Source organism: Pseudomonas sp. EpS/L25 (assembly GCF_001512295.1).
Lineage (GTDB): Bacteria > Pseudomonadota > Gammaproteobacteria > Pseudomonadales > Pseudomonadaceae > Chryseomonas.
The window spans coordinates 1,337,855-1,357,482 of the sequence record NZ_LNUP01000002.1; the positions used below are offsets into that span (position 1 = coordinate 1,337,855).

Here is a 19,628-nt window from a genome sequence, read left to right on the forward strand (position 1 = left end):
CCGGAGCACGACTCTTGGATAACGACAGCCAGGCGGGCGCCGCCGTCTATTCGCCGCTGACCCTGCGCCTCTACGACGCCTGGGTGCTGGGGATTTCCAATCGCTATGCCTGGGGCTGCCCGACCGCCGAGGTACTGCTGCCGTTCTTTCGCCAGCACGTCGGCCGGCGTCATCTCGAGGTGGGCGTGGGCACGGGCTACTACCTGGCCAAGGCGGAGCTGGCGGCAGACAGCGAGGTCACCTTGCTGGATCTCAACCCTGCCAGTCTCGCTGCGGCCCGCCAGCGCCTTGGCCGTCCCGCCCAGGTCCTGCGCCACGATGTGCTGGAGCCGCTGCCCGCCACCGTTGGCCCCTTCGACTCCATCGCCCTGTTCTATCTGCTGCACTGCCTGCCGGGCAGCCTGGCGCAGAAGGGGCGCGTCTTCGCGCAACTGGCAACCGGCTTGGCCCCCGGCGGCGTGCTGTTCGGCGCCACCATTCTGGGCGATGCCGCCGGGCACAATGGCTTCGGCAGGCGCCTGATGGCCCTCTACAACCGTAAGGGCATCTTCGGCAACGCCGGTGACAGCCTGGCGGATCTCGAAGGCGAGCTGCGCAAGCACTTCGCCCAGGTCGAGTTGCGCCAGGTGGGCCGGGTAGCCTTGTTCAGCGCCCGTGAACCGGTCGAGGGTCGTCCTCTGCCCTTGAGCTGAACCCTGGGCCCGCTGCGCTGACCAAGCTAGGATCGCCAGCGGACCGGCCCTGCCGCCCTGGCCCGCCCAGTGCAGACGGAGTTCTCCATGCCCCCAGCCTTTACCCGCCGTTCCCTCCTGGCCGCTGGCCTGTCCCTCGGCCTGCTCGCCGCCGGCTCCGCCCATGCTGCCGACTGGTGTGCCAGCAAGCCGGTGAAGTTCGCCGGGGTGAACTGGGAGAGCGGCATGCTGCTCACCGAACTGATGGGCTTCGTCCTGCAGCACGGCTACGACTGCAAGATCGACAGCATCCCCGGTAACTCCATCACCCTGGAACAGGCGCTGGCCAACGACGACATCCAGGTGTTCGCCGAGGAGTGGATCGGTCGCAGCGAGGCCTGGAACAAAGCTGCCGCCGCCGGCAAGGTGGTCGGCGTGGGCGCGCCCATCGAAGGCGCCACCGAAGGCTGGTACGTGCCGCGCTATCTGGTGGAAGGCGAGGGCGCCAAGGCGCCCAAGCTCAAGACCATCGCCGACCTGGGCCAGTACGCCGCGCTGTTCCGCGATCCGGAAGAGCCGGGCAAGGGCCGCTTCTACAACTGTCCGGCCGGCTGGACCTGCGAGCTGGAAAACACCCAGATGCTGCAGAGCTATGGCCTGAGCGACAAATACACCAACTTCCGCCCCGGCACCGGCCCGGCGCTGGATGCGGCCATCGTCTCAGCCACCAAGCGCAAGCAGCCGATCCTCACCTACTACTGGTCGCCGACGCCGCTGCTGGGCCGGGTGGATATGGTCCAGCTCAAGCCCCGCGACGGCGAAGAAAAACGCATCCAGGTGCAGGCCGGCCTCTCCAAGCCCTTCCACGATGGCGCCCCCGAACTGGTCGCCGTGCTGAGCCGGGTCAACGTGCCCATCGAGCTGCTCAACCGCACCCTGGCCGAGCAGGCCGAGGCCAAGCAGGACGCACCCGCTACCGCCAAGGCGCTGCTCAAGGCCCATCCCGAGCTGTGGCAAGCGTGGGTGACCGACGCCGGGGCGCGCAGCAAGATCCAGGCGGCGCTCTAGGATGTTCCCCGAAAGCCTGACCTTTTCCTTCGCCGATGCGGTGAATCGCGGCGTCGACTGGCTGGTGACCCGGTATGGCGATGTCTTCCGCGCCATCTCCGACACCCTGCTACAGGCCATCGTCTGGCTCGAAGGGCTGCTGCGCGGCACGCCCTGGTGGGCCATCCTGCTGATCGTCGCGGCCCTCGCCGGCCATGCCACCCGCCGGGTGCTGCCGACCCTGGCGATCACCGGCCTTTTGTTCCTGGTTGGCGCCCTGGGGCTATGGGACAAGCTGATGCAGACCCTGGCCTTGGTGCTGGTGGCCACCGCCATCGCCGTGGTCATCGGCGTGCCCCTGGGTATCCTCTGCGCCCGCAGCGCCCGGCTGCGCCTGGTGCTGATGCCACTGCTGGACATCATGCAGACCATGCCCAGCTTCGTGTACCTGATCCCGGTGCTGATGCTGTTCGGCCTGGGCAAGGTGCCGGCGATCTTCGCCACGGTGATCTATGCCGCGCCACCGCTGATTCGCCTCACCGACCTGGGCATCCGCCAGGTCGACCGCGAGGTCATGGAAGCGGTCAACGCCTTCGGTGCCAGTCGCTGGCAGCAGCTGTTCGGCGTGCAGCTGCCGCTAGCCCTGCCGAGCATCATGGCCGGTATCAACCAGACCACCATGATGGCACTGTCCATGGTGGTGATCGCCTCCATGATCGGCGCCCGCGGCCTGGGCGAAGAGGTGCTGGTGGGCATCCAGACCCTGGACGTGGGCAAGGGCCTGCAAGCGGGGCTGGCCATCGTCATCCTCGCCGTGGTCATCGACCGCATCACCCAGGCCTATGGTCGCCAGCGCCATGAGGTGGAGCGATGAAGATCGTCGTCGAGCGGGTCTCCAAGATCTTCGGCAAGCGCCAGCAGGCGGCCCTGGCCTTGCTTCGCGAGGGACGCGACAAGGCCGCTATCCTCGCCCGCACGGGTTGCGTGGTGGGCGTGGACGATCTGTCACTGGAGATCGCCGAGGGCGAGATCTTCGTCATCATGGGCCTCTCCGGGTCGGGCAAGTCGACCCTGGTGCGCCACCTGAACCGGCTGATCGACCCCAGCAGCGGGCGCATCCTCATCGATGGCCAGGATATTCTCCAACTACCCCTGCCGGCGCTGCGCGAGCTGCGCCGCCAGCGCATCAGCATGGTGTTCCAGAGTTTCGGCCTGCTGCCGCATCGGCGGGTGCTGGACAACGTCGCCTACGGGCTCAAGGTGAGGGGCGAGCCCAAGGCGGTCTGCCGCGAACGGGCGCTGCACTGGCTGGAGGTAGTGGGTCTGGCCGGCTACGAGCGCAAGTGGCCGCACCAGCTCTCCGGGGGCATGCGCCAGCGCGTCGGCCTGGCGCGGGCCCTGGCGGCGGACACCGAGATCATTCTGATGGACGAGGCCTTTTCCGCCCTCGATCCCCTGATCCGAGCCGAGATGCAGGACCAGCTGTTGGAATTGCAGCAGCGCCTGCACAAGACCATCGTCTTCATCACCCATGACCTGGACGAGGCCCTGCGCCTGGGCAACCGCATCGCTATCCTGCGCGATGGGCGTCTGGTGCAGGTGGGTACCCCCGGGGACATCCTCGGCCAGCCGGCCGATGACTATGTGGCACGCTTCGTCCAGCGACGCAGCGCTGCGACAGTTTGAAACAATTAGGCTAGAGGCCTTCACGAGCATTTCACGAGAGACGCGCTCTGATGGTGAGACCTGCGGCCTGACCTCGCGTTGGGCCTTTTCTCTACTACTGGAACCGCGCCGCAATGGACTACCTGCTACAGCTCGCCGCCGATCCCACCGTCTGGATCGCCCTGGCCACCCTGATCGTGATGGAAGTGGTGCTCGGCATCGACAACCTGATCTTCATCTCCATCCTCACCAACAAGCTGCCCGCCCACCAACAGCAGAAGGCCCGCCGTATCGGCATCGGCCTGGCGCTGGTCATGCGCCTGGGGCTGCTCGGTACCGTGGCCTGGATCGTCCAGCTTACCGAACCCGTCATCGAGGTGTTCGGCAAGAGCTTCTCCTGGAAGGACATCATCCTCATCGCCGGTGGCCTGTTCCTCTTGTGGAAGGCGACCAAGGAGATCCACCACAACGTCGATCCCGAGCCCGACAGCGCCCTCAGTAAGGGCGGCGAGGTGGCTACCCTGAGCTTTGGCTCGGCCATCGTGCAGATCCTCCTGCTGGACCTGGTGTTCTCGGTGGACAGCATCATCACCGCGGTAGGCATGACCGAGCACCTGCCGGTGATGGTGATCGCGGTGGTGGTGGCGGTGACCGTCATGTTGCTGGCGGCCGACCCCCTGGCCATCTTCATCGACAGGAATCCCACCGTCGTGATGCTGGCGCTGGGATTCCTGATCATGATCGGCATGACCCTGATCGCTGAAGGCTTCGGTGCCCATGTGCCCAAGGGCTACATCTACGCGGCCATGGCCTTCTCGGCGCTGATCGAGGGCCTGAACATGCTGTCGCGGCGGGCCAAGCGCCGTAAGCAGGACGCTGGCAAGTAGGAAATCGAGACGTGCCGGAAGGCCTTGTTACATTCCGGCACGTCTATTGCTAACAATTAATTCAAGGACTAGGCACTATCGGTCGAGACCCTTGTCATAGCAGCGTCACACGCGAGGTTTACAACTGAAGTCATGAACATACAAGCCCAAGCCCAGAACGCCATGCATGCCCTCAGCGCCGCTTTCGCGCCGATGAGCTGCGTCATCGACGCCCCCAGCAAGCGGGGTTTTTCCTTCATCGTCGTCAACGAGCATGGCGTGGCCAAGCACACCCGCCGGATCTATCGCGACGAATACAGCAGCCCGAGCCGCCTGCAGGCCATCATCGACAGTACCCGCCTGGCCATCGCCGGCTGAGATTCAGCCGGCTTCCGCTTTACCCCTCTCGCCTTACCTTCTGCGCCCCACCCGAGCTACGGGTGTACCGGCGGCAGATACGCCAACGTTCCCCCCAACAGCCACAGCAGGACCAGCACCAAAGGTGCATGGACCAGCAGCTGCACGAAGGAAAAGCCGACCAGATCGCGCGCCTTCAGCCCCAGCACGCCCAGCAGCGGCAGCATGTAGAAGGGATTGATCAGATTCGGCAGTGCCTCGGCGGCGTTGTAGATCTGCACGGCCCAGCCCAGGTGATACTGCAGGTCGTTGGCCACCTGCATCACATAGGGCGCCTCGATGATCCACTTGCCCCCGCCCGAGGGAATGAAGAACCCCAGCAGCGCCGAGTAGACGCCCATCAGCAGGGCGAAGGTGTCGTGGGTGGCGATCTGGGTGAAGAACGCCGCAATATGGTGCGCCAGGGTCTGGCCATCGGTACCGTTGACCTTGGTCAGGATGGCGGCAATGGAGCCGTACAGCGGAAACTGGATCAGCACCCCGGTGGTCGCCGGCACCGCGCGGGCCACGGCGTCGAGGAAATGCCGCGGCCGCCAGTGCAGCAGGGCGCCCAGGGTGATGAACAGCAGGTTGTAGGTGTTCAGCCCGGAGATGGCCTCGATGGCCGGCTTGCTGGCGAATTCCTGCACCAGCCAGCCTGCGGCCAATAGCACCAGCAGCACGATCAGGATCGGGCTGTATTCCAGCCATTCGCCCGGACGGGTCGGCTTGGCCGCAGGCTTGGGCGCCGGGGAGACGTCGACGCCGCAGGCGCGGGCATCCCGGGCGCTGTCCGGCCCGGGCGCGGTAACGTAGGCGATCACCGCCGAGACCACCAGCAGCACCAGCAGCAGGACGCCGGACTGCCAGAGGAATAGCGTCTGGCTGAAGGGGATCACTCCGGTGATGGCGAGGATCGACGGCGGCAGGCTGGCCGGGTTGGCCTGCAGTTGCGCCGCCGAAGACGACAGTCCCAGCGCCCAGACCGCGCCCAGGCCCAGGTAGGCGGCGGCACCGGCGGCGCGGTAGTCCATCTTGAGTTCTTCGCGGCGGGCCAGGGCGCGCACCAGCAGGCCGCCGAACACCAGGCTCAGTCCCCAGTTGAGCAGGGAGGCGAGCATGGCCACCAGGGCCACCCAGCACACCGCACCACGGCCGGTACGGGGCACCTGCGCCAGGCGTTCGATCAGTCGCCCCGCCGGGCCGGAGCTGGCGACCACGTAGCCGCCGATGACCACGAAGGCCATCTGCATGGTGAAGGGAATCAGGCTCCAGAAACCGTCGCCGAAGGCCTTGGCCGTGGTGGTGGCCGGTGCGCCCATGCCGAGGGCGGCCAGGGCCACCACGGCCACGGCGAGCACGGCGAACACCCAGGAATCGGGAAACCAGCGCTCGGCCCAGTTGGAACAGGCCAGGGCGAAGCGCGCGCTGCGCGAATCGCGGGAGGGGGTGGTGGTCATGGGAGATCCTTTTGTTGTTGTTTTTTTGGGAAACATCGGCAGTAGGGTGGAAAACGGCGAAGCCTTTTCCACGGGTTTTCACGTTGAGGGTCTGATCGTGGCCATGGGCCGCTCCTACAGGGATTGATGCTTTTGTAGGAGCGGCCCATGGCCGCGATAAAATCATCAATCGGCTACCGCCGCTCCACCGCGAGCGCCACGCCCTGACCGCCACCGATGCACAGGGTCGCCAAGCCTCGACGCCCGTCACGGCGGCGCAGTTCGTGGAGCAGGGTCACCAGCACGCGGCAACCCGAGGCGCCGATGGGGTGGCCCAGGGCGATGGCGCCGCCGTTGACGTTGACCTTGTCGTCATCCCAACCCAACTCCTGACCCACCGCCAGGGCCTGGGCGGCGAAGGCTTCGTTGGCCTCGATCAGGTCCAGGTCGGCCAGCTGCCAACCGGCCTTTTCCAGGGTCTTGCGGGTGGCCGACACCGGGCCGATGCCCATGATCGCCGGGTCCACCCCGGCGCTGGCATAGGCGGTGATATGGGCCAGCGGCGTCAGGCCCAAGGCGGCAGCCCTGGCCGCACTCATCACCAGCACCGCAGCGGCGCCGTCGTTGAGGCTGGAGGCGTTGCCGGCGGTGATGCTGCCGTCCTTGGCGAAGGCCGGTCGCAGCCGGGCCAGGCCCTCGGCGGTGGTATCGGCACGAATGCCTTCGTCGGTCTCGAACGCCAGAGGATCACCCTTGCGCTGGGGGATGAACACCGGAGTGATCTCCTCGCGGAAACGCCCCGACTCCACCGCCGCCGCAGCTCTTTGCTGGGAGCGGGCGGCAAAGGCGTCCTGGGCCTCGCGGCTGATGCCGTACTTCTGCACCAGATTCTCCGCGGTCTGGCCCATGTGGTAGTCGTTGAAGGCATCCCAGAGGCCATCGCTGATCATGGAGTCGACCAGCTCGGCATGGCCCAGGCGCAAGCCGCTGCGCACCTTGGGCAGCACATAGGGCGCCAGGCTCATGTTCTCCATGCCGCCGGCGACGACGATCTCGGCGTCGCCGCAACGGATCGCCTGGACGGCCAACTGCACCGCCTTGAGGCCGGAGCCACAGACCTTGTTCAGGGTCAGGGCCGGTACCTCATGGGGCAGGCCAGCCTTGACCGCTGCCTGGCGCGCCGGATTCTGGCCGGCGCCGGCGGTGAGCACCTGGCCGAGGATGACTTCATCCACCTGCGCTGGCGCCACGCCGGTCTGCTCCAGCAGGGCGCGGATGACGGTCGCGCCGAGCTCCACCGCGGGTACGTTGGCCAGGGAGCCCTGGAAGCTGCCGACTGCGGTACGGGTGGCGGCGACGATGACGACGTCTTGCATGGTAGGGGTCTCCTCAGGCTTGGATGGGGGCGCCGGTGGCGGCGCGCAGTTCATCGAGGCTGACGCCTTCGGCCAGCTCCACCAGCTTCAGGCCGCCTTCGGTCACCTCCAGCACGGCCAGGTCGGTGATGATCAGGTCTACCACGCCGACGCCGGTCAGTGGCAGGTCACAGGCCGGCAGAATCTTGTGGGCGCCCTTGGCAGTGTGCTCCATGAGCACCACCACGCGCTGCACGCCGGCCACCAGGTCCATGGCGCCGCCCATGCCCTTGACCATCTTGCCGGGAATCATCCAGTTGGCTAGGTCGCCTTGTGCCGACACCTGCATGGCGCCAAGGATGGCCAGGTTGACGTGACCGCCGCGGATCATGCCGAAGCTGGCGGCGCTGTCGAAATAGCTGCTGCCGGGCAGGGCGGTGACGGTCTGCTTGCCGGCGTTGATCAGGTCCGGATCGACCGTCTCGGCGGTGGGGAAGGGGCCGATGCCGAGCAGGCCGTTCTCCGACTGCAGCCAGACGTCCATGCCGGCGGGGATGTAGTTGGCGACGAGGGTCGGCAAGCCGATGCCGAGGTTGACGTAGAAGCCGTCCTGCAGCTCCCGGGCGGCGCGTTGCGCCATCTGTTCGCGGGTCCAGGCCATCTTACTTCTCCTCGCTCAGGGTGCGTTTCTCGATGCGTTTCTCGGGGGTGGCGTTGACCACCAGGCGCTGCACGAAGATGCCGGGCAGGTGGATCTGGTCGGGGTCCAGCTCGCCGACTTCCACCAGCTCTTCCACCTCGGCGACGCAGACGCGACCGGCCATGGCGCACAGCGGATTGAAGTTGCGCGCGGTCTTGTTGAAGACCAGGTTGCCGGCCTTGTCGGCGCGTTGCGCCTTGACCAGGGCCACGTCGGCGGTCAGCGCCAGTTCCATGACATGGGGCTGGCCGTTGAAGTCGCGAACCTCCTTGCCCTCGGCCACCAGGGTGCCGTAGCCGGTGCGGGTGTAGAACGCCGGAATGCCCGCGCCGCCGGCACGCAGCTTCTCGGCCAGGGTGCCCTGGGGGGTGAATTCCAGCTCCAGTTCGCCGGCCAGGTACTGGCGCTCGAATTCCTTGTTCTCGCCCACGTAGGAGGAAATCATCTTGCGGATCTGCCGCGTCTCCAGCAGTTGGCCGAGGCCGAAGCCGTCCACCCCGGCGTTGTTGCTGATGGCGGTCAGTTCGCGGGCGCCGGTGTCGCGCAGGGCGGCGATCAGCGCCTCGGGGATGCCGCAGAGGCCGAAGCCGCCCACGGCCAGGGTGATGCCGTCGCTGACCAGCCCGTCGAGGGCGGCCGCGGCGTTGGGATAGAGCTTGTTCATGATGGAGATCCTCTTGTCGTTATTGGGCGGTCCAGCCGCCGTCCATGGTCCAGGCGGCGCCGCGCACCTGGGCGGCGGCATCGCTGCACAGGAACAGCGCCAGCTCGCCCAGCTGCGCGGTGGTAACGAAATCCTGCGACGGCTGCTTTTCGCTGAGCAGGTCGCGACGCGCCTGGTCCGGGTCGCTGCCACGGCTGTCCAGCTGCTGCTGGATCAGCGGGGTGAGCACGAAGCCCGGGCAGAGTGCGTTGCAGGTGATACCGGTGCGGGCGGTTTCCAGCGCGGTGACCTTGGTCAGGCCCACCACGCCGTGCTTGGCGGCGACGTAGGCGGCCTTACCGGTGGAGGCCACCAGGCCGTGCACCGAGGAGATATTGACGATGCGGCCCCAGTCGCGCTCGCGCATGCCCGGCAGCGCCAGGCGGGTGGTGTGGAAGACGGCCGAGAGATTGAGGGCGATCACCGCGTCCCAGCGCTCCACCGGGAAATCTTCCACAGGCGCCACGTGCTGGATGCCGGCGTTGTTGACCAGGATGTCCACGCCGCCGAAGTCGCGCTGGGCGTAGGCGAAGAGGTCTTCGATCTCGTCCGGCCTGGACAGGTCGGCGCCGTGGAAGCCACTCCGGGCGGCGAGGCTGGCCTGGGCCGTAGCGGGATCGCCAAAGCCGTTGAGGATGAGGGTGGCGCCAGCGGCGGCCAGGCGCTGGGCGATGCCCAGGCCGATGCCGCTGGTGGAGCCGGTGACCAGGGCGGTCTTGCCGGTGAGGTCCATGGTGGTCTCCTTAGACGAGGCCGGTCAGGTAGTAGAGGGCGATGACGAAGAACACCGCCACGGTCTTGATCAGGGTGATCTTGAACACGCCGCCATAGGCTTCGCGATGGGTCAGGCCGGTCACCGCCAGCAGGGTGATGACCGCGCCGTTGTGCGGCAGGGTGTCCATGCCGCCGCTGGCCATGGCCGCCACCCGGTGCAGCACTTCCAGGGGGATATTGGCGGCGTGGGCGGCGGCGATGAAGGTGTCGCTCATGGCGGCCAGGGCGATGCTCATGCCACCTGACGCCGAGCCGGTGATACCGGCCAGCAGGGTCACGCTCACCGCTTCGTTGATCAGCGGATCGGGGATGGCCTTGAGGCCCTGGGCGAACAGCACGAAGCCGGGCAGGGCGGCGATCACCGCGCCGAAGCCGTATTCCGACGCCGTATTCATCCCCGCCAGCAGGGCGCCGGACACGGCGGTCTTGCTGCCCTCGGCCAGGCGCCCGCGGATGGCGCCGAAGCCGGTGGCCAGCACCAGCAGGATGCCTGCCAGCAGCGCGCCTTCCACCGCCCAGATACCGGTCAGCTTGGCCACCTCCTGGGTCACCGGCTTGGCCATGCCGGGTAGGGCCAGGTTATGGGTGGCGCCATACCAGTCGGGAATCCAGCGGGTCAGCAGCCCGTTGAGTACCCCCACCAGCACCAGCGGCGCCAGGGCCAGCCAGGGATTGGGCAGCGGCAGGTCGGCGGCGGTCTCGGGTTCGTTGCGCAGCGGTACGCTGGCATAGCCTTCGCCACCGGTGCGGGCCTTGCGGCGGGCGCTGCCGAGGTAGGTCAGGCCCACGGCGATGACGAACAGCGAGCCGGCCAGGCCCAGCCAGGGCGCGGCCCAGGCGGTGGTCTGGAAGAAGCTGGTGGGAATGATGTTCTGGATCTGCGGCGTGCCGGGCAGAGCGTCCATGGTGAAGGAGAAGGCGCCCAGGGCGATGGTCGCCGGGATCAGTCGCTTGGGGATGTCGCTCTGGCGAAACATCTCGGCGGCGAAGGGATAGACGGCGAAGACCACCACGAACAGCGAGACGCCGCCGTAGGTGAGCAGGGCGCAGACCGCGACGATCACCGGGATGGCCCGCTCGCGACCGAGCAAGCGGATGGCCGCGGCGACGATGGCGCGGGAGAAGCCCGATAGCTCGATCAGCTTGCCGAACAGGGCACCGAGCATGAACACCGGGAAATAGAGTTTGAGAAAGCCCACCATCTTGTCCATGAACACCCCGGTGAAGGCAGGCGCCACGGCGGACGGATCGGTTAGCAGGACGGCACCAAGGGCGGCAAGGGGGGCGAAGAGGATGACACTGAAACCCCGGTAGGCGGCGAACATCAGCAGCGCCAGGGCGGCGAGTGCGATCAGGACACTCATGGCTTCTCCTAGAGCTTCGCCTGTGGCGAAGCGGTTCTTGTTGTTATAGGGGCGATACAGGGATCGCCTGAGCGAGGGAGCCAGAACCGTGCCAGGTTTTTAAATCATTGTTTTATATGGATTTTTATTTTGCCGACTGCCAATCGCCAGCAAGTTTTCTCAAAAGCTGGACCCTGTAGGGGCGGCCCATGGCCGCGATTGACGATTTATCGCGGCCATGGGCCCTCCTACAGGATGTCTCAATATTAGGATACATCTCAATTTTGAGACATCAACCCCAGCGTCACCAACTTCTTGTACAGCGTAGACCGCCCCAGGCCCAGGCGGCGGGCGGCTTCGTCCACCTTGCCACCGCAGGCGGCCAGGGTGGATCGGAACAGTTCCCGGTCGAAGCGCTGGCGGGCTTCGGCATAGGTTTCGCCGGTTCGCTGACCGATCGCCTCGGCAGTCGTCGGCATGGCAGGGCCGCCGCCCAGGGCCGCCGCCAATGCCGCGGCATCCAGCTGGCTGTCGTCACCCAGCAACACGGCACGTTCCAGCACATTGCGCAGTTCGCGCACGTTGCCGGGCCAGGGTTGGCGTTGCAACAGGGCCAGGCCGTCGGCCGTGAGTTCGGGAGTGGGCTGACCGGTCACGGCGGGCAGCCCATCGAGGATGGCTTCGGCCAGCACCGCCAGGTCGTCCAGCCGCTCGCGCAACGGAGGGATGCGGATGGGCAAGACGTTGAGCCGATAGTAGAGGTCGGCGCGAAAGCGTCCCTCGGCCACGGCGACGTCCAGATCGCGGGACGTCGCGGCGATCATGCGCACGTCGCAGGCCAGCACCTCGTTGGAGCCCAGCGGCTCGTACTCCTTTTCCTGCAATACCCGTAGCAGCTTGGCCTGCAAGGCCAGCGGCATGTCGCCGATCTCGTCGAGAAACAGGGTGCCGCCCTGGGCGATCTGCAACTTGCCCGGGCGTGCCCGGCGCTCGGCACCAGTGAAGGCGCCCGGTGCGGTGCCGAAGAATTCCGCCTCCAATAGGCTCTCGGGAATGGCCGCGGCGTTGATGCTGACGAAGGGCCGCCCGGCGCGTGGCGAGGCGCCGTGGATGGCGTGGGCCAGCAGCTCCTTGCCGGTACCGGTCTCGCCGAGCAACAGCACCGCTGCCGCACTGGCCGCTGCGCGGCGGGCACGCCGCTTGACCTCCAGGCTGGCCGGCCCGCTGCCGACGAAGTGGCCGAAGCCGTACTTGGCGGTACGCGCGTGCTGCAGCGAGCGGCGGGTGGTGGCCAGCTCCTCCTGGATGCGCAGGTAGCGGGTCACCAGCGGCGCCAGTTGCTGCAACTGGTCGAACAGGGCGAAGCCGATGGCGCCGATCAACTCGCCCTCGTCGGTATGGATCGGCAGGCGCATCACCACCAGCGGCCCGCTGCGGGTCTCCAGCATGTCCAGCAGGATCGGCTGGCCGTTGCGCGCCACCTCGCGCAACAGACTGTGCGGGATGATCTGTTCCACCGGCTGGCCGATGGCGGCGGCGGCATCCGGCAGGCCGAAGTGCTGGGCGTATCTCTGGTTGATCCAGACGATGCGCGCCTCGCGGTCGACGATCACCGTGCCGTTGCTGGTCTGCTCGATGATCTCGAACAGCGAGCGGATCGCCCGTTGGCGGATGCCGGCATAGTCTTCCAGACCTGGCAGGCCGGGTGGCGTGCTGCTCATGGTTTCAACGCATGGCGCAGCTGGTGCAGGCGCCGCTGGACGATACGCTCGCGCCGCGCCGCGTCCCAGTCATAGAAACCGGCGCCACTGCGCAGCCCGGTGCGGCCTGCGGCCACCTGGTCTGCCAAGACCTGCAACGGGGCTTCGTTCCGCGCCAGGGTTGGCCAGAGATGGCTGGCGATGTCGCGAAAGGTATCCAGCCCGCCCATGTCCGCCGCCTCCAGCGGCCCGACCATGGCATAGCGCCGGCCCAGGGAGGCACGCATCACCCGATCCACCGTCTCGGCATCGGCCGCGCCGCTCTGCACGATGTGCAGGGCCTCGCGCAACAGGGCGAATTGCAGGCGATTGCCGACGAAGCCGGGAATGGCTCGCTGCAACACCACGGCTTCCAGCTCGGCGGTTTCCAGGAGCTGGCGCACGGACTCCAGGTGGGCGGGCAGGGTGGCCGTACCGGGCACCAGCTCCACCAGGGGAATGAAATGCGGTGGATTCCAGAAGTGCGCGATCAGCAGCCGCTCGGGATGGCGCAGCTGCGCGGCCAGCTCGTCCGGTGGCAGGCCGCTGGTGTTGCTGGCGATCAGGGCATCGGCGCGCAGCACGGCTTCGAGCTGGGCATAGAGGCGATGCTTGAGCTCCAGGCGTTCGGGTATGGCTTCGAACAGCAGGTCGCAGTCGGCGAGGTCCGCCAGGACGCTGGTCGTCGTGAGGCGGCCTATGACGGCCTCGGTGTCCACCGTGATCCCCGCTTCTTCCAGTTCGGCGAGCAGGGTGCGGGCGGTGGCCGGCACCTCGGCGAGGCGGGCGGGGTCGACGTCCTGCAGGCGCACGGCATGGCCATGGCGAGCGAGGTGCACGGCGATGCCGATGCCCATGAGACCGGAGCCGAGGACGGCGAGGCGAGGCGTGGTCATGATCCTTATCCTTGAGAGAAAGCCGGGGCAACCGTCTCACACTTGACCGCCCCCGGCCAAGGCACGGGCGCAACGGGGTGCACCAAAGGCGGGCCATGCGCCGTTGCGTCGCTCGACCCGGACCGGTCTGGCATGCCGACTCGCGCCGCCTGGCACAGGCACTGCTAGGAGACAGCCATGCCCATTCCGAGGAACGCGCCATGAGCGAAGCACCAGGTAACGACTATCCCCTGAGCGAAGTCCCGCCCCACGCCCGCAAGGGCCTGGCCTCCCTGGCCATGGTGCTGCTGGGCTTCACCTTCTTCACCGCCACCATGTTCGCCGGCGGCAAGCTCGGCGTGGCCTTCGGCTTCGCCGACCTGTTGCTGGTGATCGCCATCGGCAATCTGCTGCTGGGACTCTATGCCGCGGCCCTCGGCCATATCGCCTGTCGTAGCGGCCTCAATTCGGTGCTGATGGGGCGCTTCGCCTTCGGCGAACGCGGCAGCAAGCTCTGCGACCTCATCCTCGGCTTCACCCAGATCGGCTGGTATGCCTGGGGTACGGCCATCGCTGCCGTGGTGCTGGGCAAGTACTTCGGCCTGGAGCAGGGCGCGGTGCTGGCGCTGATGGCGGTGTTCGGCCTGGGCTTCTGCGCCACCGCCTACATCGGCTATCGCGGCCTGGAGATCCTTTCCTGGATCGCCGTGCCGGCCATGGCGCTGCTGCTGATCCTGTCCATGAGCGTGACCACCGCCAAGGCCGGCGGCCTGGCCGGCCTGCTGGCGATCACGCCCAGTGCCAGCCTGGACCTGTCCACTGCCATCACCCTGGTGTTCGGCACCTTCGTCAGTGGCGCCACCCAGGCCACCAACTGGACGCGCTTCGCCCGCTCCACCCGGGTAGCGGTACTGGCCAGCCTGATCGGCTTCTTCATCGGCAATGGCCTGATGGTGCTGATCGGCGCCTATGGGGCCATCGTCTACCAGCAACCCGACGTGGTGGAGGTGTTGATGCTGCAGGGCTTCGCCACCGCCGCCCTGGCCATGCTGCTGCTCAACATCTGGAGCACCCAGGACAACACCATCTACAACTTCGCCGTGGCCGGCTGCAACCTGGTGCGTACCGACAGACGCAAGACGGTGACCCTCGCCGGCGCCCTGATCGGCACCGCCCTGGCGCTGCTGGGCATGTACGACCTGCTGGTGCCCTATCTGGTCCTGCTCGGCACCGTGATCCCACCTATCGGCGGGGTGATCGTCGCCGACTACTGGCTGCGCCATCGCGGGCGCTATCCGCTGCTTGCCGAAGCCCGTCTGCCGCACTACAACTGGCCGGGTCTGGCCGCCTATGGTCTGGGCACCGTCGCTGCCTTCGGCTCGCCCTGGGTGGCACCCCTGGTGGGCATCGGGGTGGCGGCGCTGGCCTATGGCGTGTTCAATGGGCTGACTCGGGGGCGCACTACTGCCCCTGCCTCGCTCTAGGAGTTCCACCATGCGCATCCTCAACGCCCGCCTGCGTGACCGCAAAGGCCTGTACGACATCCGCCTCGAAGGCGGGCGCATCGCCGCCATCGCCGAACAGCTCATGCCGCCGGCGGTGGGTCCTGACGACCTCGACGCCGCCGGCAACCTGGTGACGCCGCCCTTCGTCGAGCCGCATATCCATCTCGACGCCACCCTGACCGCCGGCGAGCCGCGCTGGAACATGAGCGGCACGCTGTTCGAAGGCATCGAATGCTGGGGCGAGCGCAAGGCCACCATCACCCAAGAAGACACCAAGACCCGCGCCAAGCGCACCATCCAGGCCCTGGCCGCCCACGGCATCCAGCACGTGCGCACCCACGTGGACGTCACCGATCCCTCCCTGGCCGCGCTCAAGGCCATGCTCGAGGTGCGCGAGGAGACCGCCCACCTGATCGACCTGCAGATCGTCGCCTTTCCCCAGGAGGGCATCGAGTCCTTCAAGAACGGGCGCGAGTTGATGGAGGAGGCCATTCGCCTGGGCGCCGACGTGGTCGGCGGCATTCCCCACTTCGAATACACCCGCGACCAGGGCGTGAGTTCGGTGAAATTCCTCATGGATCTGGCCGAGCGCAGCGGCTGCCTGGTGGACGTCCATTGCGACGAGACCGACGATCCCCACTCGCGCTTTCTCGAGGTGCTGGCCGAAGAGGCCCGCAGCCGCGGCATGGGCGACCGGGTCACCGCCAGCCACACCACCGCCATGGGCTCCTACGACAACGCCTACTGCGCCAAGCTGTTCCGCCTGCTGACCCATGCCGGCATCAACTTCATCTCCTGCCCGACCGAGAGCATCCACCTGCAGGGCCGCTTCGACAGCTTTCCCAAGCGCCGTGGGGTGACCCGGGTCAACGAGTTGCTGGAGGCGGGGCTCAACGTCTGCTTCGCCCAGGATTCCATCGTCGATCCCTGGTATCCGCTGGGCAACGGCAACATCCTGCGGGTGCTGGAGGCGGGGCTGCACATCTGCCACATGCTCGGCTATCGCAACCTGCAATCGGCACTGGACCTGGTCACGGTCAACAGCGCCAAGGCACTGTCCCTGGGGGATCGCTACGGCCTGGAGGAGGGGCGGCCGGCCAACCTGCTGGTGCTGTCGGCCGACAGCGACTACGAGATGGTCCGCAGCCAGGGCCTGCCGCTGTACTCCATCCGCCACGGCAAGGTGCTGATGCAGCGCCGGCCGGCGCAGGTGGAGTTCGCGGACGTATAACGGACCGCGGTCGTGGCGGTCCACCAATGCGGACGCACCTACCGACAAGGGTTTGCTGCTTGGGATTTGCCGGGGCTGAAGGAGCTGATGCCTGCGCGGTTAGCTCCCTCTCCCTCCGGGAGAGGGCTTGGGTGAGGGAAGCCCTAGTGGCGAACTTCCCGTGGAAAAGGCTGCGCCGTTTTCCACGCTACGGCTTATCGGGATCATGGCCACGGCGGTCCGCTCCTACGGGATATCCGGCTGCTGTAGGAGCGGCCCATGGCCGCGATTGGGACTGGCAGCGAGCTTAGCCCGCCACCAGCACCCGAATGGCTTCCAGGCGCAACGAGGCCTTGTCCAGGTAGGACAGGCCTTCTTCGCGTTGCTGGCGCAGGCGGTCGATCTCGTCCTGGCGGACGCTGGAATTGACCGCGCGCAGGGCTTCCAGGCGGGCGATCTCTTCGTCCATGCCCGACAGGTAAGCCTGGCGCGCCTTGGCCACGCGTTCCTCATGACGGGGCAGGGCCTTGTCTTCGCCGCCGCCGATCAGCTTGGCCAGGGAGTCGCGCTGGGCCTGGACGAACTTGTTGGCACTGGTGCGCGGCACGCTTTCCAACTGGTCGTTGAGGGTCTCGAAGGCCACCCGGGCGGCCAGGTCGTTGCCGTTGGCGTCCAGCAGGCAGCGGATCGCCAGCGGCGGCAGGTAGCGACCCAGTTGCAGGGCGCGCGGGGCCACCGCCTCGCTGATGTAGATCAGCTCCAGCAGCACGGTGCCCGGCTTGAGCGCCTTGTTCTTGATCAGCGCCACGGCGGTGTTGCCCATGGAGCCCGACACCACCAGGTCCATGCCACCCTGGGCCATGGGGTGCTCCCAGGTCAGGAATTGCATGTCTTCGCGAACCAGGGCCACGTTGCGGTCGTAGGTGATGGTCACGCCTTCGTCGTCGCCGAGGGGGAAGCCGGCGTCGAGCATCTTCTCGCTGGGCTTGAGGATCAGGGCGTTGTCCGAATGATCTTCGCTGTCGATGCCGAAGGCGTTGAACAGCTCTTCCATGTACATCGGCAGGGCGAACTGGTCGTCCTGTTCGAGGATGTCCTCGACCAGTTGCTCGCCGGCGCCGGCACCGGAGGAATTGAGCTCCAGCAGGCGGTCACGGCCATTGTGCAGCTCGGCTTCCAGGGCCGCGCGGGCCTCGGCGCCTTGCTCCAGCAGCGCCTGCCAGGTGGCGTCGTCGCCACCGGCCAGCTGCTCGTCGAGTTCGCTGGCGAAGCGCGCCTGGAGGGCGCTGCCGGTGGGCGAGGTGGCGAGGAAGGCGTTCAGCGCCTGGTGGTACCACTGGAACTGCCGCTCCTGGCGGCTGCCTTCGAGATAGGGTACGTGCAGCTGGATGGTGTGGCGCTGGCCGATCCGGTCGAGACGACCGATGCGCTGCTCCAGCAGGTCCGGGTGGGCCGGCAGGTCGAACAGCACCAGGTGATGGGCGAACTGGAAGTTGCGGCCTTCACTGCCGATCTCGGAGCAGATCAGCACCTGGGCGCCGAATTCCTCGTCGGCGAAGTAGGCAGCGGCGCGGTCGCGCTCGAGGATGCTCATGCCCTCGTGGAAGGTCGTGGCGGGAATGCCGGACTTCAGCCGCAGGGCATCTTCCAGGTCCAGGGCGGTTTCCATGCGGGCGCAGATGACCAGCACCTTGTGCGGCTTGAGCGCCTTGAGGGTGTCGATCAGCCACTCGACGCGGCCGTCGTGGCGCCACCAGCGGTCGTTGTCGTCTTCCGGGGCGAATTCGGTTTCCGGCTGCAGCGACTGGCCGGGCATGACGCCTTCGTCCAGATAGGCATCCGGGAAGGGCAGGGCGTGCGCATGCAGCTCGCGCTCGGGGAAGCCCTTGACCGCGGCGCGGGTGTTGCGGAACAGCACGCGGCCGGTGCCGTGGCGATCCAGCAGCTCGCGCACCAGGCGGGCGCGGGCGTCGGCATCACCCGCCGCGGCGGCGGCCAGCAGGGTCTCGCCTTCCTGGCCGAGGAAGCCGCCGATGGCGTCCTGGGCGGCCGGGCTCAGGGCGCCGGCATCGAGCAGTTCCTGCACGGCTTCGGCCACCGGGCGGTAGTGCTGGGACTCCTGCTGGAAGGCGGCGAAGTCGTGGAAGCGGCTGGGATCGAGCAGGCGCAGGCGGGCGAAATGGCTGTCCTGACCCAGTTGCTCGGGGGTCGCGGTGAGCAGCAGCACGCCGGGGATGACCTCGCCGAGTTGCTCGACCAGGCTGTATTCGCGGCTGGCGCCCTCGGGGTGCCAGACCAGGTGGTGGGCTTCGTCGACCACCAGCAGGTCCCAGCCAGCGGCGAAGGCGGCATCCTGGGCCTTTTCGTCGCGCACCAGCCAGTCCAGGGAGACCAGCGCCAGCTGGGCATCCTCGAAGGGATTGCCCTCTTCGCTGGCCATGAAGCGCTCGGCGTCGAACAGCGCCACTTCCAGGTTGAAGCGGCGGCGCATCTCCACCAGCCATTGGTGCTGGAGATTTTCCGGGACCAGGATCAGCACGCGGCTGGCGCGACCGCTGAGCAGCTGGCGATGAATCACCAGGCCGGCTTCGATGGTCTTGCCCAGACCCACTTCGTCGGCCAGCAGGACGCGCGGGGCTACCCGGTCGGCCACGCTGCGGGCGATGTGCAACTGATGCGGGATCGGCTGGGCGCGGGTGCCGCCGAGGCCCCAGAGGCTGGATTGCAAGAGGCGGTTGCGGTGCTCGTGGGTGTGGTAGCGCAGGCCGAACCAGGGCAGGGGATCGATCTGCCCGGCGAACAGGCGGTCGCTGGCCAGGCGGAACTGGATGAAGTTCGACAACTGGGCCTCGGGCACGCTACGCGCTTCGCGTTCGGCGGTGAAGCCGTGGTAGGTCAGCAGGCCGTCCTCTTCAGAGACCTCGCGCACGGTGAGCTTCCAGCCCTCGAAATGGGTCACCTCGTCGCCCGGCGCGAAGCGCACCCGGGTCAGGGGCGCATTGCGCTGGGCATACTGGCGCGTCTCACCGGTGGCTGGATAGAGCACCGTGAGCAGGCGGCCGTCCAGGGCCAGGATGGTTCCCAGGCCCAGTTCGGCCTCGCTGTCACTGATCCAGCGTTGTCCCGGTTGATGTGACGCCATGTAGAAGCTTCTCCCCTGCTATCAAAAAGCCGGCTATTTTAGCCAAAGCGGAGTCATAAGCCCAAGCTGCTGTTTGCCGCAGAGCCTGTTCAAAATCTCGCGAGCTAGAGCCAAACAAGGCGAAAAGGCCTGAGGAAGCGGAGTTTACGAGTGGTAAATGAGCATTCCGAAGGCATTTTCAACGCGGTTTGGCCGACG

The 19,628-nt window shown here is 67.1% G+C and carries 17 protein-coding genes; 8 read left to right on the plus strand and 9 right to left on the minus strand.

Annotation, left to right across the window (positions count from 1 at the left end):
- The first annotated feature begins 14 nt into the window (after positions 1–14).
- From AR540_RS07195 to AR540_RS07220, 6 genes are all read left to right on the plus strand, one after another.
- Positions 15–692 carry a class I SAM-dependent methyltransferase gene (locus AR540_RS07195; RefSeq protein ID WP_059227351.1) on the plus strand — a complete coding sequence of 226 codons (678 nt, stop codon included), beginning with the start codon at positions 15–17 and terminating at the stop codon, positions 690–692.
- Positions 693–779: 87 nt separating this feature from the next.
- Positions 780–1,739 (plus strand): ABC transporter substrate-binding protein, encoded by a 960-nt coding sequence (locus AR540_RS07200; protein ID WP_059227352.1) that lies wholly within the window; start codon positions 780–782, stop codon positions 1,737–1,739.
- A gap of 1 nt (position 1,740) precedes the next feature.
- Positions 1,741–2,592, plus strand: coding sequence for an ABC transporter permease (locus AR540_RS07205; protein ID WP_059227355.1), 852 nt, complete (start codon positions 1,741–1,743; stop codon positions 2,590–2,592).
- Positions 2,589–3,404, plus strand: coding sequence for a quaternary amine ABC transporter ATP-binding protein (locus AR540_RS07210; protein WP_059227357.1), 816 nt, complete (start codon positions 2,589–2,591; stop codon positions 3,402–3,404). Before AR540_RS07205 ends, AR540_RS07210 begins: the two co-directional genes overlap by 4 nt.
- A 113-nt stretch (positions 3,405–3,517) precedes the next feature.
- Positions 3,518–4,270 carry a TerC family protein gene (locus tag AR540_RS07215; RefSeq protein WP_059227359.1) on the plus strand — a complete coding sequence of 251 codons (753 nt, stop codon included), beginning with the start codon at positions 3,518–3,520 and terminating at the stop codon, positions 4,268–4,270.
- Positions 4,271–4,402: 132 nt separating this feature from the next.
- Positions 4,403–4,627, plus strand: coding sequence for a hypothetical protein (locus AR540_RS07220; RefSeq protein ID WP_017641840.1), 225 nt, complete (start codon positions 4,403–4,405; stop codon positions 4,625–4,627).
- 56 nt (positions 4,628–4,683) lie between these two features.
- On the opposite strand, the gene AR540_RS07225 is transcribed toward AR540_RS07220, so the two are convergent.
- The 8 genes from AR540_RS07225 to AR540_RS07260 all read right to left on the minus strand — a co-directional run bounded on the left by AR540_RS07225 (position 4,684) and on the right by AR540_RS07260 (position 13,594).
- Entirely contained in the window at positions 4,684–6,105 is a 1,422-nt protein-coding gene (locus AR540_RS07225) for a short-chain fatty acid transporter (RefSeq protein ID WP_059227361.1), read from the minus strand.
- A 173-nt stretch (positions 6,106–6,278) separates the two neighbouring features.
- Positions 6,279–7,460, minus strand: coding sequence for an acetyl-CoA C-acetyltransferase (locus tag AR540_RS07230; RefSeq protein WP_059227363.1), 1,182 nt, complete (start codon positions 7,458–7,460; stop codon positions 6,279–6,281).
- Positions 7,461–7,473: 13 nt separating this feature from the next.
- A complete protein-coding gene (locus AR540_RS07235; protein WP_059227365.1) occupies positions 7,474–8,100 on the minus strand; it encodes a CoA transferase subunit B in 627 nt (208 codons plus the stop codon).
- Position 8,101: 1 nt separating this feature from the next.
- Positions 8,102–8,803, minus strand: a complete 702-nt coding sequence (locus tag AR540_RS07240; protein WP_059227367.1) for a CoA transferase subunit A — start codon at positions 8,801–8,803, stop codon at positions 8,102–8,104.
- Between the two features lie 19 nt (positions 8,804–8,822).
- Entirely contained in the window at positions 8,823–9,575 is a 753-nt protein-coding gene (locus tag AR540_RS07245) for a 3-hydroxybutyrate dehydrogenase (RefSeq protein WP_059227369.1), read from the minus strand.
- A gap of 10 nt (positions 9,576–9,585) precedes the next feature.
- A complete protein-coding gene (locus AR540_RS07250) occupies positions 9,586–10,980 on the minus strand; it encodes a GntP family permease (protein ID WP_059227371.1) in 1,395 nt (464 codons plus the stop codon).
- A 257-nt stretch (positions 10,981–11,237) separates the two neighbouring features.
- Positions 11,238–12,680 carry a sigma-54 interaction domain-containing protein gene (locus AR540_RS07255; RefSeq protein WP_059227373.1) on the minus strand — a complete coding sequence of 481 codons (1,443 nt, stop codon included), beginning with the start codon at positions 12,678–12,680 and terminating at the stop codon, positions 11,238–11,240.
- On the minus strand, positions 12,677–13,594 hold the full coding sequence (locus AR540_RS07260; RefSeq protein WP_059227376.1) for a 3-hydroxyacyl-CoA dehydrogenase family protein: 918 nt from the start codon (positions 13,592–13,594) through the stop codon (positions 12,677–12,679). Before AR540_RS07260 ends, AR540_RS07255 begins: the two co-directional genes overlap by 4 nt.
- A 200-nt stretch (positions 13,595–13,794) precedes the next feature.
- On the opposite strand from AR540_RS07260, the gene codB reads away from it, so the two are divergent.
- Together codB and codA are read left to right on the plus strand one after the other, a co-directional pair.
- Positions 13,795–15,057: a cytosine permease gene (gene codB, locus AR540_RS07265; protein WP_059227379.1), complete on the plus strand. Its 1,263-nt coding sequence runs from the start codon at positions 13,795–13,797 to the stop codon at positions 15,055–15,057.
- A 10-nt stretch (positions 15,058–15,067) separates the two neighbouring features.
- Entirely contained in the window at positions 15,068–16,309 is a 1,242-nt protein-coding gene (gene codA, locus AR540_RS07270; protein WP_059227381.1) for a cytosine deaminase, read from the plus strand.
- 286 nt (positions 16,310–16,595) lie between these two features.
- Here codA and rapA read toward each other — a convergent pair whose 3' ends face one another.
- A complete protein-coding gene (gene rapA / locus AR540_RS07275; protein WP_059227383.1) occupies positions 16,596–19,430 on the minus strand; it encodes an RNA polymerase-associated protein RapA in 2,835 nt (944 codons plus the stop codon).
- Positions 19,431–19,628: the final 198 nt, after the last annotated feature.

Coding starts and splice junctions, on each gene's coding strand:
- AR540_RS07200 (WP_059227352.1), top strand. CDS start 780: ATGCCCCCAGCCTTTACCCGCCGTTCCCTCCTGGCCGCTGGCCTGTCC.
- AR540_RS07205 (WP_059227355.1), top strand. CDS start 1,741: ATGTTCCCCGAAAGCCTGACCTTTTCCTTCGCCGATGCGGTGAATCGC.
- AR540_RS07210 (WP_059227357.1), top strand. CDS start 2,589: ATGAAGATCGTCGTCGAGCGGGTCTCCAAGATCTTCGGCAAGCGCCAG.
- AR540_RS07215 (WP_059227359.1), top strand. CDS start 3,518: ATGGACTACCTGCTACAGCTCGCCGCCGATCCCACCGTCTGGATCGCC.
- AR540_RS07220 (WP_017641840.1), top strand. CDS start 4,403: ATGAACATACAAGCCCAAGCCCAGAACGCCATGCATGCCCTCAGCGCC.
- AR540_RS07225 (WP_059227361.1), bottom strand. CDS start 6,105: ATGACCACCACCCCCTCCCGCGATTCGCGCAGCGCGCGCTTCGCCCTG.
- AR540_RS07230 (WP_059227363.1), bottom strand. CDS start 7,460: ATGCAAGACGTCGTCATCGTCGCCGCCACCCGTACCGCAGTCGGCAGC.
- AR540_RS07235 (WP_059227365.1), bottom strand. CDS start 8,100: ATGGCCTGGACCCGCGAACAGATGGCGCAACGCGCCGCCCGGGAGCTG.
- AR540_RS07240 (WP_059227367.1), bottom strand. CDS start 8,803: ATGAACAAGCTCTATCCCAACGCCGCGGCCGCCCTCGACGGGCTGGTC.
- AR540_RS07245 (WP_059227369.1), bottom strand. CDS start 9,575: ATGGACCTCACCGGCAAGACCGCCCTGGTCACCGGCTCCACCAGCGGC.
- AR540_RS07250 (WP_059227371.1), bottom strand. CDS start 10,980: ATGAGTGTCCTGATCGCACTCGCCGCCCTGGCGCTGCTGATGTTCGCC.
- AR540_RS07255 (WP_059227373.1), bottom strand. CDS start 12,680: ATGAGCAGCACGCCACCCGGCCTGCCAGGTCTGGAAGACTATGCCGGC.
- AR540_RS07260 (WP_059227376.1), bottom strand. CDS start 13,594: ATGACCACGCCTCGCCTCGCCGTCCTCGGCTCCGGTCTCATGGGCATC.
- codB (WP_059227379.1), top strand. CDS start 13,795: ATGAGCGAAGCACCAGGTAACGACTATCCCCTGAGCGAAGTCCCGCCC.
- codA (WP_059227381.1), top strand. CDS start 15,068: ATGCGCATCCTCAACGCCCGCCTGCGTGACCGCAAAGGCCTGTACGAC.
- rapA (WP_059227383.1), bottom strand. CDS start 19,430: ATGGCGTCACATCAACCGGGACAACGCTGGATCAGTGACAGCGAGGCC.